Consider the following 15530-nt stretch of genomic DNA (forward strand, 5'->3'; position numbering starts at 1 on the left):
ATAGTTGGTTAGCAATTATTTCAAGAGATTTCAAATGTTATCTCAGAAAATTAAATCAATCCTGCTCTTTCTAAAATGGAAAGAAACGAGTTGCGGCGCGAAGCACCGCAACTCCCCTTCTGGGTTTGTGTCCTCACAAAAATGGCAACAGCGATATGACCGCATTTTTGGTGGTAAAAGAGTAGATAAAAAAATAGAGGATCGCTTTGCGATCCTCTATTTTTTTATCTAGAGTCAAGATACTAAATCGAAGTGACGATTACAAAACCGAGAACACCGATGAAGATGACTAGAGCATAAAATTGAGCTTTGCCATTTTCAAAGTACTTTAAGCCTTCGCCAGTTACTACGGTGACGAAACCTGCAAGGTTAACTACACCATCGACAATTTTGGCATCAACTTCTAGCACTTGACGCGCTAGGCGGCGAGAGCCAATAACGAAGACAGCATTGTAAAGCTCGTCAATGTACCATTTGTTCTTAGAGAAATTATAGAGAGGCTGAATGGACTTAGCGATCGCACTGGGATCGATTTTCTTTTGCAAATACATCAAAATTGCTAGCGAAATACCGATTAGCCCAATACCGATAGAACTACCACCCATTAACAGAAATTCGGGCGTAAAGCCCTCAGCAGGAACTTCGGTAATTTTTTCTGAGGGAGCATGGATAAAATACTCAAAGTAGTTCCCCAAGGGTGTCCCCACTAGACCGATGAGCATCGAAGGAATTGCCAAAACCATCAGAGGAAAAGTCATCGTAATGGGTGACTCATGGGGCTTGCTAGCATGATGATGACTGTGAGAATCACCACCAGCAATGGGTTCTTTGCCAACGGAATTTTCTGCTTTTACGGAGGCTAGTAGCTTCTTGTCAGTACCGCGAAATTCTCCTTCAAAGGTGGTGAAGTACATACGGAACATATAGAAAGCTGTGATCCCCGCCGTCGCAAACCCGATCGCCCAAAGCGCAGGATTTGCCTTAAAAGTAGATGCGAGAATTTCATCCTTTGACCAGAAGCCCGCAAAGGGAGGGATGCCGCTAATGGCAAGTGTGCCGATAAAGAAGGTAATCGCCGTAATGGGCATATATTTGCGTAAGCCACCCATCACTCGCATATCTTGAGCAAGGTCGGGATCATGTCCTACGACTTCTTCCATTCCGTGAATGACGGAACCAGATCCAAGGAACATCATCGCTTTGAAATAAGCGTGGGTCATCAGGTGAAATAGTCCAGCACCATATGCACCCACACCCATACCCATCACCATGTAACCCAATTGGGAAACAGTGGAATAGGCTAAACCTTTTTTGATGTCATTTTGCGTAATCGCAATACTTGCGCCAAGAAATGCGGTAAAGGCTCCTGTCCAAGCGATCGTATTCATCACCGCAGGGATTTCCTCAAATACAGGGAACATGCGCGCGATTAAAAATACGCCAGCCGCAACCATCGTTGCCGCATGGATTAATGCCGAAATGGGAGTAGGACCTTCCATCGCATCAGGTAGCCATACATGGAGAGGGAATTGGGCGGATTTTGCCGCAGGTCCCATAAAAACGAGGATGGCGAAGAGGGTTGCTAGAGCTACGCTCAAACCACCAGACTCAACTAACTGAGTTAGTCTCTCTCCCATTTCTGTAAATTCAAACGTACCCGTTGCCCAATACAAACCAAGTAAACCTAGTAATAAACCAAAGTCGCCCACACGGTTGGTAACAAAGGCTTTTTGGCAAGCATCGGCGGCTCCTTTGCGATCGAACCAAAAGCCGACGAGCAGGTAGGAACACATCCCCACTAATTCCCAGAAAATATAGATCTGTACCAAGTTGGGGCTAACGACTAATCCCAACATGGAGGAGCTAAACAAACTTAGGTAAGCATAAAATCTGACATAGCTGGGATCATGCGCCATGTAGCCATCGGTGTAAATCTGCACTAAGAAGGCGACGGTGGTGACGATCACGAGCATAAGTGAGGTGAGGTGATCGATCACAAATCCCATTGTCAAATGAAAAGTGCCTGCTTGCGCCCACTCAAAAGTCCAGAGGTAAGGCTCATGACCTTGAATTTGACTCCAAAGGATGTTTATGGCTAGCACCATTGCTGCGCCTATGGCGGATACGCTGAGCGTAGACCAAAGCGATCGCAGTTTATTGGTGGATTTGTTAAAGGTAATCAGTCCTATGCCGATAATCAGTGCTGCGGTGAGTGGCAGCACGGGAATCAGCCATGCGTATTGATATGCAAAGTCCATAGGTCGCGTTTGAACGCTAAGTTTAATGTAGAGACGCTGTTAACAGATTAGTTTACTACAGTCAGATTGAGCGAGATATGTTAACTATGAGCATTATTACTCATTAAGAATGAATTTTATAAAAACTTAAGTTTTACTCCTATCCCAGTAAATAATTAGATGTGGGCGGCTTCGCCGCCCACATCTAATTATTTACTGGGATGCCTAGTCTGTGGGGCTGATTGAGTTTTATTGGCAGCAGCTAGAGATTCTCACCATGGCTTTGATATTTTGAGAATCGGTATAATTGTGACTATAGTGAAAACGGTGAAAAACACCGTTTTTTATTTCGTAAAAATTTTTAGAGATATTCCATTGACTACTGTTTCGCTGTCACAACGCGCCATTCAAATTAAAGAATCACAAATTCGCGAAGCTTCCCGCTACTGTGAAAAATTTGGAGCGATTAACCTTGCGCAAGGATTGCCTGATTTCCCTGCGCCAGAAGCACTAAAAGAGGCAGCTAGAGCTGCGATCGCGGCTGATCTTAATCAATATGCTGATAGTTGGGGATGGGAAAAGCTGCGGGTAGCGATCGCCGAAAAAATGCTACGGGATAATCAAATCACCGTCGATCCTGAAACGGAAATTACAGTTTGCTGCGGTGCAACTGAGGGGTTAAATGTTGCCCTGATGACTTTGATTAATCAAGGCGATCGCGTTTTAATTTTTGAGCCATTTTACGAAAACTATATTCCCAACCTTGCGACTGTGGGAGGTATCCCTGAAATTATTACCCTTACGCCGCCTCAATGGGAAATTACGCAGGAAATGATCGAGCCTGCCTTTAAAAAAGGAATTAAGGCAGTAATTATCAATAGTCCCGCTAATCCCACAGGTAAGGTCTGGACGAGGACAGAACTAGAATTAATTGCCAAGCTTTGTCTGCAATACGATGTCTATGCCATCACCGATGAAATCTATGAATACATCATCTATGAGCAAGAACATATTAGCCTGATGAGTATTGAGGGAATGCGCGATCGCACGATTTTAGTCAATGGCTTTTCTAAAACCTTTTGTATTACGGGGTGGCGCTTGGGCTATACGATCGCCAGTCCTGAGCTATCCGCCGCCATTCGTCGCATTCATGACTTCATCACCATTAGCGCCCCTGCGCCTCTACAATACGCCGCCCTAACCGCCATGCAATTTGGGCGAGAATATTTCACTAATATGGCACTAGATTACAAACGGAAGCGCGATATGCTTTATCCCGCCCTATTAGAAATGGGCTTTTCGCCAGTATTGCCGCAGGGAGCCTATTATATTTGGACTGATAGCTCGGCGATCGCACAGGATGCCGATATGGCAGCTTTTCGATTAGCTAAGGAAGCCTTGGTTGCGGTCGTACCCGGAACCTGCTTTAGTCATCCCGATCGCGCCAAAGTTAATGGCTTACGTTTCTGCTTTGCTAAGAAAGACAGCACGATTGAGCTAGCAGTTAAAAATTTGCGTAATCTCAAGCTCTAGTGTTGTAGCGGCACAGTCCCACCGCCCCTACTAAAAACCTGTGGCGATCGCACAGCGTGGACCATAGGTTTTTGCATTGATTTTTATTAAGCCTCACAAACTTTTTTGGACTTTCTCTACGATTTAGATCTTAAGAGGAAAGATTTCGGGTACAGTTACATTAATGTTGGGGATAATATTTAAAACTTTTATTTTAATCATAGAAATTAGTTTGTGAAAAGGCGTAATTTTCTATAAATGAATGAATAACTAATTTATTTTAATAATGTTTATTTGTCTGCTTTTTGAATTAGATAGATGTTTGTATCTCTATGGTTTAGGAAATGAAAATGTTTGGAGAATTAGAGAGACGTGAAATGTTTCAAGAATTTGATTTGGTTCACAACTATCCAGAATTTATAACAGCTAAAACTCTCGATGTATCGATATTTAGTAGTTTAAGATCATCCATTAATGATGATTTAGAATTTTCTGACCTCGTAACTATTTATCTTACTTCGGCTGAGGATCTTCTGAGGGCAATTCAAATTGCTTTTGACAATCAAGATGGCAAAAAGTTAGGTATTGCCGCCCATTCTCTGAAATCGACAAGTGCTAGTATCGGTGCTATCAAACTATCCTATGCCAGTAAATATATAGAGAAAATCTGTAAAAATGGAGAGATGTTAGTTTCGTTAGAATTAGTAAATCTGCTAAATAACGAATACGATCACGTACTTACGGAGATTAGAGCCTCAGTTATTGAATTTATGTCAGAATGGGAAAGAAATTGACCCAAAAGCTCTAATCTATGCAAGTTAATGCGATCGCCGCTACCCCATTCTCAAAAAAGCTCAAAGCTCCTTTTCTAAAGCATCAGATTGCGGTATTACAAATTAATTTGGGTCGGATTTGTAATCTTGCCTGTACCCACTGTCATGTGGAAGCTAGTCCCCATCGAACTGAAGAAATTTCTCCAGAGATTTGTCAACAGTTAATTGAAATTATTCATCGATTTCCCCAAATTCAGACAATCGATCTCACAGGTGGTGCGCCAGAGATGCTATATGGATTTCGGGAACTAGTTAAAGCGGCTAGACAGCATGGTAAGGAAGCGATCGCCCGTTCTAATTTGACTATTTATTTTGAAAAGGGCTACGAAGATATTCCCGAATTTTTTGCTGAACAGCAAGTCAGGGTTGTGGCTTCCCTACCTTGCTACTTAGAAGATAATGTTGACAAAATGCGCGGCAAAGGCGTTTTCGATCAGTCCACCCAAGCTTTGCAATGGCTAAATCGGCTGGGCTATGGGAGTAATCCCCAATTAATTCTTGACTTAGTCTATAACCCACAACTCCCAACCTCGCAGAAATTTTCCCTCGCGCCTAATCAACAGGGCTTACAAGACGCATATAAAAAGCATTTGCTAGAAAACTTTGGCATTGTCTTCAATAATCTATTCACAATTACCAATCTTCCCATAGGCAGAAGTAAGTTCCATTTACAACATCGCCATCTTGAAGAGGAATATACTCTTTTCCTAGAAGAGAATTTTAATGCTCAAACTCTTGATTACTTAATGTGTCGCAATCATTTGTCTGTGGACTATTTAGGCAATATCTATGATTGTGATTTCAATCAAATGGAAAACTTACCAGCGCGATCGCCTAATGGGGAAGTTCTCAACGTTGCCAAAATTTTGGAACTAGGAAGTTTAGATCTTATTCAAGAAATTCAAACTGCTAATTATTGCTATGGCTGCACCGCAGGTAGTGGTTCGAGTTGCGGTGGCTCGTTAATCTAAAAAAGGTTCTATTTATCACCAATTCGGTGCGAAGCGCCGAATTGGTGTTTTGGGCTTTACGGTACTGATATGGCATCTAGTAAGCGCAAAATAATTGTCTTGGGCGATCGCCTACCTGCGACGATCATCCGATGTCCTAAGACATAGGGAGCGAGGAACTTCACATCATCGGGCAGAACGTAATCAGATTGGCGATTTGGATTCAACATCTTTTGGATAAAGGCATAGCTTTGAGCCGATCGCAACATTGCCGAAGTACCTCTAGGACTCACGCCTAATGTGATTTCTTCATCATTGCGAGTTGCCCTAACGATATTGACAATGTACTCACTGGTCGCATCGCTGACGGGAACTTGAGAGCAAAGTTGGCGAATTTCTAGCACTTCTTCGGGAGTAATGCATGGTTCTAATTGCGTAGAGCCAATTTTGCCTAGCTGCATCCGTTTGAGCATTTCTAATTCTTCCGCTTCGTTGGGATAGCCAATGCTAAAGGACAGGGCAAACCGATCTAGCTGTGCTTCGGGGAGAGGAAATGTACCTTGATATTCAATAGGGTTTTGCGTGGCGATCGCAAAAAATGGTGATGGTACTTTGCGAGATAAACCATCGACGGTGACTTGCCCTTCTTCCATTACTTCTAGTAACGCTGATTGAGTTCTGGGTGTAGCCCGATTAATTTCATCGGCTAGGAGAACATTGGCAAATACAGGACCGGGGAGAAATTGAAATTCCCCTTTTTGAGGATTCCAGATATTTGTACCTGTAATATCCGTAGGCAGTAAATCGGGCGTACATTGCACACGCTGAAACTTACCAGAAATAGAAGCCGCAAGGGACTTGGCTAATAGGGTCTTACCCACCCCCGGAACATCCTCTAGGAGGGCATGACCACCCGAAAAAAGAGCCACCAACACAAGTTGAATGGCTTCTTCTTTGCCGACGATCGCTTTGGACAGATTATCAACTAACTGCTGGACTTTGAGTTGCTTTTCCATGTTCCCCATCGAGCTTGTGCTGTCGAGTTGTGCAATATTTTTCTTAACTATACCCTCAAAAGAGTAATGGCGGCGCTTCGCGCCACCATTACTCTTTTGGGGGCTGGAGAGCGAGCTATAAGCTCTCCCCAAAACAATGCTCCTGTTTGTCTGCTAAGATCAAAACCGTGAGGAGTAAGGAGTTGCATGGCTGGTTATACGCTGATTTTAGCGATTTTGATCCTAGGTGGCATGATTGCAACCCTAGGCGATCGCATTGGCACTAAAGTTGGCAAAGCGCGACTTAGCATGTTTAACCTGCGCCCCCGTGACACGGCAACCCTTGTCACGATCGCCACAGGGGGAATGATCTCCGCATCGACCTTGGGAATTTTATTGCTGATGAGTGGACAGCTTAGGGATGGCTTATTTCGCCTTGAAAGCATTCGCTCTGAATTGGCGAGCAGCCAACAACAAAAACAAAAAGTTGAAACTGAGTTGAATGCTGCTAAAAGCGAACAGGAAAAAGCCCAACAGCGTTTAGAGCAGATTAATAAATCCCTCGTGCAAGCGGTAAAAAAGCAATCTGAAACTCAGGCTTTGCTGCAATCCGTTGAAAGCAAGTTTCAAAAAGCCGATGAGGAGTTGCAAAAAGCCTCGCAACAGGAAGCAGATTTACGCGATCGCATTCAAAATTTGACGAAGGAGCAGGAAAGTCTGCAAACGGAAAGCAATCAACTGCGAGATGAAAAGTTAAAAATTGCCAGCGAATTAGAAAGCATTTCCCGTGATCGCGAAACCCTTAAACAAAAAGTCACCGAATCCGAGCAAAGGCTTGCTGCCATTGATAAACAAAGAAGCGAGCTATCTGCGGAAATTGCTTCCCTTGAGTCCGCCCGTGAGCAGTTAATTATTAGCTTAGAAGCTCTACGCAAAGGCAATGTGGCAATTTTTGCCGATCAAATTTTAGCGCTCGGAGTCGTTCGCCCCAATCTGAGTAATACCGAACTTCGCCAAGCTGGCATTCAATTAATTAGGCAAGCGGAGATCAATGCCCGTGAATTGCTGGACTTTCTGCCCGATCAAGCACCGAAAGATCCAGTTATCAAAATTACCGATGCTCAAATTGAGGGGCTACTCGATCGCATTAAAGATGGTCGTAGCTATGTAATTCGCATTCTGTCGGCAGGTAATTTCCTCAAGCGGGAAACTAAAATTATCATCTCTGCTGATGTCACCCTCAATCGCCAGATTTTTGCGAAAGGAGATGAGATTGCTTCCCTGCAATTTAGCCCCAACCTATCGCCACAGGAAATTGCTTCTCGCATTGAGCAATTATTTTTGTTAGTGAGTTTCCGCGCCCGTCGAGAAGGGGTTTTAGCGAATCCCTTAACGGGTAAGGTGGGGAATTTCCCACCCGAAGCTCTCAACGAACTTTTTAAAGTAGTGAGCGAGCTAAAATCCCCCTACGAAATAAAGGCTGTTGCTAAAGAAGCAATTTTCCCCGCCAGTTCGCTTACCCTAGAATTAGTCATCCGCCAAAATGGTGTAGAAATTGCTCGTTTTAGCTAAAGCCTAAATTTGCTATGCCCTAATGTTATGCCTAAGATATCTCTATGCGATCGCTGTAATTTTTATGCCCACACAAATCTGCTAGTTTGTGCGGTGCATCCCTATGGGGCAGAATGGGGACATTGTGCGGATTTTGTCTCAGCCGAGCTATGGGAACCAGACGATCCCCAAAGCTATGATCCCGACATGGAAGCAGAATATGGATGGCATCCTATCTTTACGGGGAAATGTCCTGAATGTCGTACCCCTTTTTCGCGGATGCGATTACCGCCAGAGCAATGGCGATGTAAATGTTGCGGCTGGGAAGATGATTTGTAGTAAAAATTTGCTTTGCAAATTTTTACTACAGATTGATGGTTGTGCTTTGGATAGCTATGGATATTTACTCTTTGCGATCGCTGCCGTAAACATCACGACCTTTAACATTGTTAATTGTATGTAGCACCGCCGTCGAAGCCGCCATAATATCGCGCTCTTCACCACCGAGATATAAGCGCCCAAAACTACCCACCGCTACAATTTCTAAAATATTAATCGAAGCCGCTTTTTCTGCTTCGTTGGCGGCGAGGGCTGCATAAGCCGCTGGCTCAACCTCCATGATGTATAGCGTCTGACCCGAAAGCAGCATTTGTCCGCGCCGAAAGCGATTAATTAACTGGGTTTGATGCGCGTCAACATTGCGAATAATTTGGCTGGAAAGTAACCTTGGCTTAATGCGATCTTCTTCACTTACACCGAGCATTTCCAAAATTGCCCGACCTGCGGCTTTGGTTTCCCCTTGACTTGCCGAATGAATTTCGAGTAATCCATACAAGCGCTCAACTATTTGCACCCCCGGGCGGACAGAGGTTGATTTCAGCGCTACGTCTGTAATCCGATTAATCTCGATTCCGGGGGAAATTTCGATCCAGAGGGAGGTATCACCTGGCAATGGCAAGAATCCTTGTGCGATCGTTCCTAAGTAAGCAGCATGTTGTTTTTGTAAGTTGTCTAAATAAACGTAGCTGCGTAAGTCGATACCCAAAAATTTTTCTCCCAAGTTTGCCAATATGTTATACCGAGACAAAAAAGCAATGCTTTTTTGTCTCTAAAAACTGAATCTATAGCTGTGGTCACTTGTATTAGGATAAGTCAAAACCCCAGAAGCGAGTTGTGACTTTTCGCATCGCAACTCGTCTTTTGGTTTTGTATACAAGAATGGCGGCAGCTATAAAAACCTTGTAGGATTTAGTTTTTAATTCCCTGAAGTACTTTCACGCTTGGGGAATTTTTATAATTTTATAACAATATTGCGATCGCCATCCAAATGAACAAGGGCTTAAGCACCTTGTCTGTGAATCACCTCTTTCTAAACAAGATAGTTGCTCTGCAACTATCTTGTTTAGAGACCTGCTTGAGCCTTGGCGATGACTAAACCATCTTTAAACTCAATAATTGCATTACTGCCTTGGGGATTTTTCCAAGAATAAACCTTGCCAAGACTATCACCAGAGCTATTTTCCGCAATTACCTTGCCTGATGTACCAAAAACATTTTCTACCTGATCGAGGGTCATGCCTTTCTGGACACGATTAAATTTTTCTAGAGTAATTACATCCAGATTTTCCTGTGTAGTACTCGGAGATGCACTTGGGGAATCAGGGCTATTTAAATCCGTTGGGCTAGGTGAAGCAGATGCAGTCGAAGAGAGCAGATTCGGGCTAGGTGAAATGCTACTGGGTGTTGGTGTAACGGTTGGACTAGGTTGATTAGTATTTTTAACTTTGGTGGTAGATGCAGTCTTCGTGATTGGAGATGTAGCACTTGAGGAGACTAACTCCTGATCCTGCTTGACCGTAACTGCTCGTACAAATGCGCCAATCCCTAACCCCAGCAGCACAATGGAAGCACCAATAAATATCAACTGCCAGTAGTTAACATCAGACATCTGACCTACCTGAAAATTTGAGGTAGTTAAAGAACTTGTCGAATCAGTAGATTGAGTAACTTGGTCATTAGCATTTTCTGATTCCGCCGCTAATAGATTAGTTTGCGCTGTTTGACTGTTGGGTGCTATTTGGGCGATCGCCTGTTGCAATACCGATTGTTTAGATAGCTGCGCCTCTGGTCGCCTTTCGGGCATCTGGTCTGGCATCCGTAAGTTTGGCAAGTTTAGCGATCGCGTTTCCGCTAAATTATTTCCCTTGTCTGTGTCTAGCTCTAGAGTTTGAGTTAAAGATGATTTTGACAGATTTAGCATAAATTGCTCCGTCCACAGTAGCCTCTGTTCATGCATTTCAACATCATTGCGCCAACAGTGAATCCTAAATTTAGCCAATGATTCTATATGCAAATTTTCCAGTTCGCTACGCACTAGTGTCAGCAGTTTTTCCTTGTCAATGGCGGACTCTGTCCGAATTTGTATCTCTAAACTACTATCGACAATCGCTACTTCAACCTCCAGAGCGCTACTGTCAAGGAGCTTTAGTTCCTGACGAATAATTTCGGCGATCGCCTGAGGATCTCGTTGATGGGCAAGTTCGGCAATCGAAAGCATACTTAACTAATCGTCCTAGGCTAACTAGTGAATAGCTTTTTACTATTCTTAACTATCTTAATCAATAGATTACACTCGCCGCTCAAAGGGTGCGATCCGCTAAATTGCGTGAGTGCTTTGGTTTGTATTCAATCATTCCCCTTATTTAACCAATGAATATACAACGAAAGCTCATCAAAAAGAATAGTTACGCTTTGCCGCGCACCACCACTCCTTACACTGGCTAAAGTATGAAACATTGATGGACTAAGTGTTAGGCAATACATAGCGCCTAATAAATTTCGGTCTTGTGCATCACAAATGTTGCAAATCCTGATAGGGTTGATCTTGAAACTGCAACTCAAACTTTTTCTAAGCTACAGAATTCATGAAAGTACTGGTAATTGGTGGTGACGGTTATTGCGGATGGGCGACAGCGTTACATCTTGCCAATAAAGGTTATGAAGTTGGCGTTTTGGATAACCTAATCCGCCGGCACTGGGACAATGAGCTAGGAGTCGCTACTCTTACCCCGATCGCATCTATTCAAGAGCGTATATATAAGTGGCAAGCGGTCTCAGGACAAAAAATTGACTTGTTTATTGGTGATATCACTAATTACGAATTTTTGCAGGGAGCTTTTCGTCGGTTTGAACCTGATGCGGTGGTGCATTTTGGCGAACAACGCTCAGCTCCATTCTCAATGATCGATCGCGAACATGCGGTACTCACACAGGTCAATAACGTTGTGGGTACGCTCAATCTTTTATACGCGATTAAAGAATATAACCCTGAGTGTCATCTAGTGAAACTAGGAACGATGGGAGAATATGGCACTCCTAATATTGATATTGAAGAGGGCTATATCACCATTGAGCATAATGGGCGCAAGGATACTCTTCCCTATCCGAAGCAACCTGGAAGTTTCTACCACCTCAGCAAAGTTCATGACAGCCATAATATTCAATTTGCCTGTCGTGCTTGGGGACTTAGGGCAACGGATCTCAATCAAGGCGTAGTTTATGGTGTCTTGACTGAAGAAACTGGTACGGATGAGTTGCTGATTAATCGTCTTGATTACGATGGAGTTTTTGGGACTGCTTTAAATCGTTTTTGCATTCAAGCGGCGATCGGACATCCTCTCACAATCTATGGTTCGGGTGGACAAACCAGAGGCTTCCTTGATATTCGGGATACGGTGCGTTGTATTGAATTAGCGATCGCTAATCCTGCGGAAGCTGGCAAAATGCGCGTATTTAACCAATTTACCGAGCTATTTTCCATTCGTGATCTAGCACTGATGGTGCAGAAGGCAGGGCAGACGATTGGCTTAAAGGTAGAAGTGCAAAATATTGAGAATCCCCGTGTCGAGCTAGAGGAGCATTATTTTAATGCTAAAAATACCAACCTTCTCGATCTTGGCTTACAACCTCATTTCTTGTCGGATGCATTGCTTGATTCACTACTCAATTTTGCGGTTAAGTATCAAGATCGCATTGATCACAAGCAAATCCTGCCCAAAGTGAAGTGGCGTGGTTAGTGAATCCAAGAAGAGAGGTATTGTGCTTTGCACAATACCTCTCTTACTCCCTTCCCTCCGAAGAAATATGCATATAAAACCAATAAATAACTATGCGCGGCGAAGCCGCGCATAGTTATTTATTGGCAAGGGAGTATGTTGTGTTTAGTATTAGTCCCTGCGATAGAAGCTTTTAAACGGGAAAAGAGGTATCTTGAGTTACATAAAAAAGTAATTGTCAAGATCTTCTTACCGAACCAACCATGACAGCTTCTACAAAAACTTTGCGCGTTTTGGTGGTGGATGACCACGAACTCACCCGTTGTACTTTACAACTAGCGCTTTCCTTACAATCTTGCATCACCGATGTAGAAGTTGCAACTAATGGCAAAGAAGCAATCACTAAAGTGCAGAACTACGAACCAGATGTTGTCGTTATGGATTTGCATATGCCGATCATGGATGGTTGGACAGCTTCTAGCTATATTAAAACTCAATATCCCCACGTCAAGATTGTTGCCTACTCGGCTGCCGATGGGGGCAAGTCTCAAGCGATCGCGAATGGGGCGGCGATTGATGCATTTTGTGACAAAGGGGCTTGTACTCGCAGTCTTGTCGAAGCCATCAAAAGTGTTGCTTAAATAAGAAAAGCGGCGCGATGCGCCGCTTTTCTTATTTAAGCAACAAATAAATGCGGCGCATCGCGCCGCATTTATTTTTTGTCTAGATTGATAAAACTAGCTTTCCTGTCATGGAACCAGATTCTAGTAACTGATGCGCTTTAGCCGCATCAGCTAGCTTAAATACCTCACTCACATGGATTTTTAGCTTTCCTGCATCAAAAAGGGCGGCACATTCCGTCAAAATATGGGCTTGCTGGACTTGCAAACTAACAGCGCCTAATAGCATTGGGGTTAGCATTAATTCAAAACTAAAGCGCAGATTACGGGTACGAGCTACCTTCCAGCTAATATCGGTGGGTGGTTCAAGAATTGTCACCAGATCCCCGTAAACTTGCACCGCAGGGAAGGTTTGCTCAATGAGGTTACCGCCCACAGTGTCAAAGGCTAGGCTCACACCCGCACCCTCTGTCCAAGCGATCGCTGCTTCTACAAAGTCAGTTTGCTTATAGGCGATCGCCAAATCTGCACCGAGATCGCGGACAAATCTGGACTTAGCCTCCGAGCCAACGGTGGTACAAACCTTTGCGCCGCGCAGTTTGGCTAACTGAATTGCCACATGACCAACACCGCCAGCGCCAGCATGGATGAGAACGGTGCGCTCGCCACGATGATCGCTATTGGGTTGCAAGTTGCCGCGATCGTAAAGGGCTTCCCATGCGGTGAGTAATACAAGGGGAGCCGCCGCTGCCTCTTCAAAGCTTAGGGATTCGGGCTTATGAGCCGCAAATTTTTCATCAATGGTGGTTAGTTCGGCATAGTTACCTTGATGTGCGCCTAAGCCGCCATTACAAAAATAAACTGCATCACCTACTTTAAACTTGGTCACTTCCGAGCCGATCGCTTCCACAATTCCCGCCCCATCACAACCTAAAATTGATGGCAAGCGATCGGGCTGAAATGTGCCACGGCTTCTCAGTTTCGTATCAATGGGGTTAATTCCTGCCGCTTTGAGTTGCACCAGAATGTCGGTCGGTGATTGAATTGTTGGTGTCGGAATATCCGCAAGTTGCAACACATTGGGTTCACCTGCTGCGGTCATCAAAATTGCTTTCATAGGACGCTTCGATAATGAGTTTAATCGCTTATTAGGGTTGTGAGACTCGCTGCACAACCCTAATAAGTAGGTAGGCTTAATTAAATATAAAACCCAAATAAGCGGATTCGCCCGCGAAGCGGGCGAATCCGCTTATTTGGGTTCTTGGTTTTATTAAGCCGAGGTACTTACCAAAATACAAAATGGCTCAGCCTTAGCCATTTTATATTTTGGTAATCTTTACTGAGATACATTGGGCGATGTGGGTTTTGCAGAGGGCGAAGGAGGTTGACGAATGGCATTATTACTATCACCAGAACGGGGCGCACTTTGGACTGATCGGGTTTGCCAATCACCAAAAAAGCGATTCATCGCGGTAAATCCCAGAACCGTAGCGCCACCCATAATTATTAATAAAACAATTATGGTTGTCCATGTCTCGACCATCTCGGAGATGCCATAGCGAGTGCGATAGGGATCGATTTTGCATTGATTATCGCGATCGCGAGCAGTTACAGGGCGGCGAAACCGTAAACGATGATCGTCTAGTTTTTCTAATAAAATCCAACCTGCCTGAGCTTCTTCGGCACAGACTTTACTTAAAACGCGCCGACTACGAAAACCGCCGCTACTAGTACGCAAAATTTTAAATTCCCAGCCCTTAGGCTGATCACTAGACGTATTGGACTCATAACGAGTGAGATTTTCTTCTTCCACTTCTTCGCGCCGCTTATTACCTTGTTTTGCTCGAAATATCCTGTCGATAATCACGGACTGAATCCCAATATCGAGAATGATCGTACTTATGATAATTGCATTTACGGTCAGCATGGGGGCGTGACTAGGAACATAGACCTGAGTTTAGGATTTAGGATAGCTTGATCTTGCACTTATTGCAGTTTTCATTTTGCCGCCCTAAGGGCTATAAATGCGTACATTAATGAAAATTACTGGGTAACTACTGGGTAACTATTGGGCGATCGCGTTATGATATCTAAATAGCTGGGCATAATCAAAAGACAAAGTCCAAAGCTGTGGCTCACGCTCAGCGTGAGCCACAGCTTTGGACTTTGCGCCTAGCTACTTAATCCAAATTAGCCATAAGCTTTTGATATATCCCCTATGAACTCTATTGTCTTGATGGCAGAAGTGCTAACCGATCCAGAACTACGCCGTACTCCTGATAATCAAAGCTCGATCGCTTCATTTCTTGTCCAATTTGCAGGCGGACGCAGCGAGGACGCACCCTATCGCATCAAGGTTGTAGGCTGGAACAACTTAGCCGATGAGATTATGGAAAAGTATCACAAAGGCGATCAAGTAGTAGTAGAAGGTCGTCTACGTCTGGATGTTGTAGATCGCGGCACATACAAAGAAAAGCGCACTGAACTAGTCGCCCAACGGGTTCATGGCTTTGGATCGGGTGGTTCTACTGCAACTGCTCCCATTAGCTCCGCCTCGGCTCCCGCCAAAACTAGCTCTAGAACTGCGGCATCGAATCCACCTGCTGCCCAGACTAATGTTGTGCCGATGGCAAATACCTATGTTCCTGTCGCATCGCCTGTTGCGGATGCCCCAGATTACGATGACATTCCTTTTTAAAATTCTAGTTACTCAAAACCGAAAATAGAAATGGCGGCGCATTGCGCCGCCATTTCTATTTGGATAACTCAAAGCACAA

At 44.1% G+C, this 15530-nt stretch carries 14 protein-coding genes; 8 read left to right on the forward strand and 6 right to left on the reverse strand.

The window, feature by feature from the left end; genetic code table 11:
• Positions 1–242: 242 nt before the first annotated feature.
• Positions 243–2258 (reverse strand): NAD(P)H-quinone oxidoreductase subunit 5, encoded by a 2016-nt coding sequence (locus H6F42_RS10600; protein ID WP_190399327.1) that lies wholly within the window; start codon positions 2256–2258, stop codon positions 243–245.
• A gap of 354 nt (positions 2259–2612) precedes the next feature.
• Here H6F42_RS10600 and H6F42_RS10605 point away from each other — a divergent pair, with 354 nt between their 5' ends.
• The 3 genes from H6F42_RS10605 (at position 2613) to arsS (ending at position 5553) form a co-directional block, all read left to right on the forward strand.
• Positions 2613–3770, forward strand: a complete 1158-nt coding sequence (locus H6F42_RS10605; protein WP_190399328.1) for an aminotransferase class I/II-fold pyridoxal phosphate-dependent enzyme — start codon at positions 2613–2615, stop codon at positions 3768–3770.
• Between the two features lie 329 nt (positions 3771–4099).
• A complete protein-coding gene (locus H6F42_RS10610) occupies positions 4100–4543 on the forward strand; it encodes an Hpt domain-containing protein (RefSeq protein WP_190399329.1) in 444 nt (147 codons plus the stop codon).
• Between the two features lie 17 nt (positions 4544–4560).
• On the forward strand, positions 4561–5553 hold the full coding sequence (arsS, locus tag H6F42_RS10615) for an arsenosugar biosynthesis radical SAM (seleno)protein ArsS (protein ID WP_190399330.1): 993 nt from the start codon (positions 4561–4563) through the stop codon (positions 5551–5553).
• Positions 5554–5609: 56 nt separating this feature from the next.
• Here the strand turns inward: arsS and H6F42_RS10620 are convergent, their stop codons facing one another.
• Positions 5610–6548, reverse strand: a complete 939-nt coding sequence (locus H6F42_RS10620) for a MoxR family ATPase (protein ID WP_190399331.1) — start codon at positions 6546–6548, stop codon at positions 5610–5612.
• Between the two features lie 186 nt (positions 6549–6734).
• Between H6F42_RS10620 and H6F42_RS10625 the strand changes: the two genes are divergently transcribed.
• Positions 6735–8099, forward strand: coding sequence for a DUF3084 domain-containing protein (locus tag H6F42_RS10625; protein ID WP_190399332.1), 1365 nt, complete (start codon positions 6735–6737; stop codon positions 8097–8099).
• A 27-nt stretch (positions 8100–8126) separates the two neighbouring features.
• Positions 8127–8417 carry a hypothetical protein gene (locus H6F42_RS10630; protein WP_190399333.1) on the forward strand — a complete coding sequence of 97 codons (291 nt, stop codon included), beginning with the start codon at positions 8127–8129 and terminating at the stop codon, positions 8415–8417.
• 64 nt (positions 8418–8481) lie between these two features.
• On the opposite strand, the gene H6F42_RS10635 is transcribed toward H6F42_RS10630, so the two are convergent.
• Together H6F42_RS10635 and H6F42_RS10640 are read right to left on the reverse strand one after the other, a co-directional pair.
• Positions 8482–9123 (reverse strand): hypothetical protein, encoded by a 642-nt coding sequence (locus H6F42_RS10635; protein ID WP_190399495.1) that lies wholly within the window; start codon positions 9121–9123, stop codon positions 8482–8484.
• 357 nt (positions 9124–9480) lie between these two features.
• Entirely contained in the window at positions 9481–10635 is a 1155-nt protein-coding gene (locus tag H6F42_RS10640; RefSeq protein WP_190399334.1) for a hypothetical protein, read from the reverse strand.
• A gap of 367 nt (positions 10636–11002) precedes the next feature.
• Here H6F42_RS10640 and H6F42_RS10645 point away from each other — a divergent pair, with 367 nt between their 5' ends.
• Positions 11003–12154 (forward strand): NAD-dependent epimerase/dehydratase family protein, encoded by a 1152-nt coding sequence (locus H6F42_RS10645; RefSeq protein ID WP_190399335.1) that lies wholly within the window; start codon positions 11003–11005, stop codon positions 12152–12154.
• A gap of 242 nt (positions 12155–12396) precedes the next feature.
• On the forward strand, positions 12397–12774 hold the full coding sequence (locus tag H6F42_RS10650) for a response regulator transcription factor (RefSeq protein WP_190399336.1): 378 nt from the start codon (positions 12397–12399) through the stop codon (positions 12772–12774).
• An 82-nt stretch (positions 12775–12856) separates the two neighbouring features.
• Here the strand turns inward: H6F42_RS10650 and H6F42_RS10655 are convergent, their stop codons facing one another.
• Both H6F42_RS10655 and H6F42_RS10660 read right to left on the reverse strand, forming a co-directional pair.
• Positions 12857–13870, reverse strand: coding sequence for a zinc-dependent alcohol dehydrogenase family protein (locus H6F42_RS10655; protein ID WP_190399337.1), 1014 nt, complete (start codon positions 13868–13870; stop codon positions 12857–12859).
• 219 nt (positions 13871–14089) lie between these two features.
• On the reverse strand, positions 14090–14680 hold the full coding sequence (locus H6F42_RS10660) for a hypothetical protein (RefSeq protein WP_190399338.1): 591 nt from the start codon (positions 14678–14680) through the stop codon (positions 14090–14092).
• Positions 14681–14971: 291 nt separating this feature from the next.
• Here H6F42_RS10660 and H6F42_RS10665 point away from each other — a divergent pair, with 291 nt between their 5' ends.
• Positions 14972–15451, forward strand: coding sequence for a single-stranded DNA-binding protein (locus tag H6F42_RS10665; protein ID WP_190399339.1), 480 nt, complete (start codon positions 14972–14974; stop codon positions 15449–15451).
• Positions 15452–15530: the final 79 nt, after the last annotated feature.

Source organism: Pseudanabaena sp. FACHB-1998, from assembly GCF_014696355.1.
GTDB lineage: Bacteria > Cyanobacteriota > Cyanobacteriia > Pseudanabaenales > Pseudanabaenaceae > Pseudanabaena.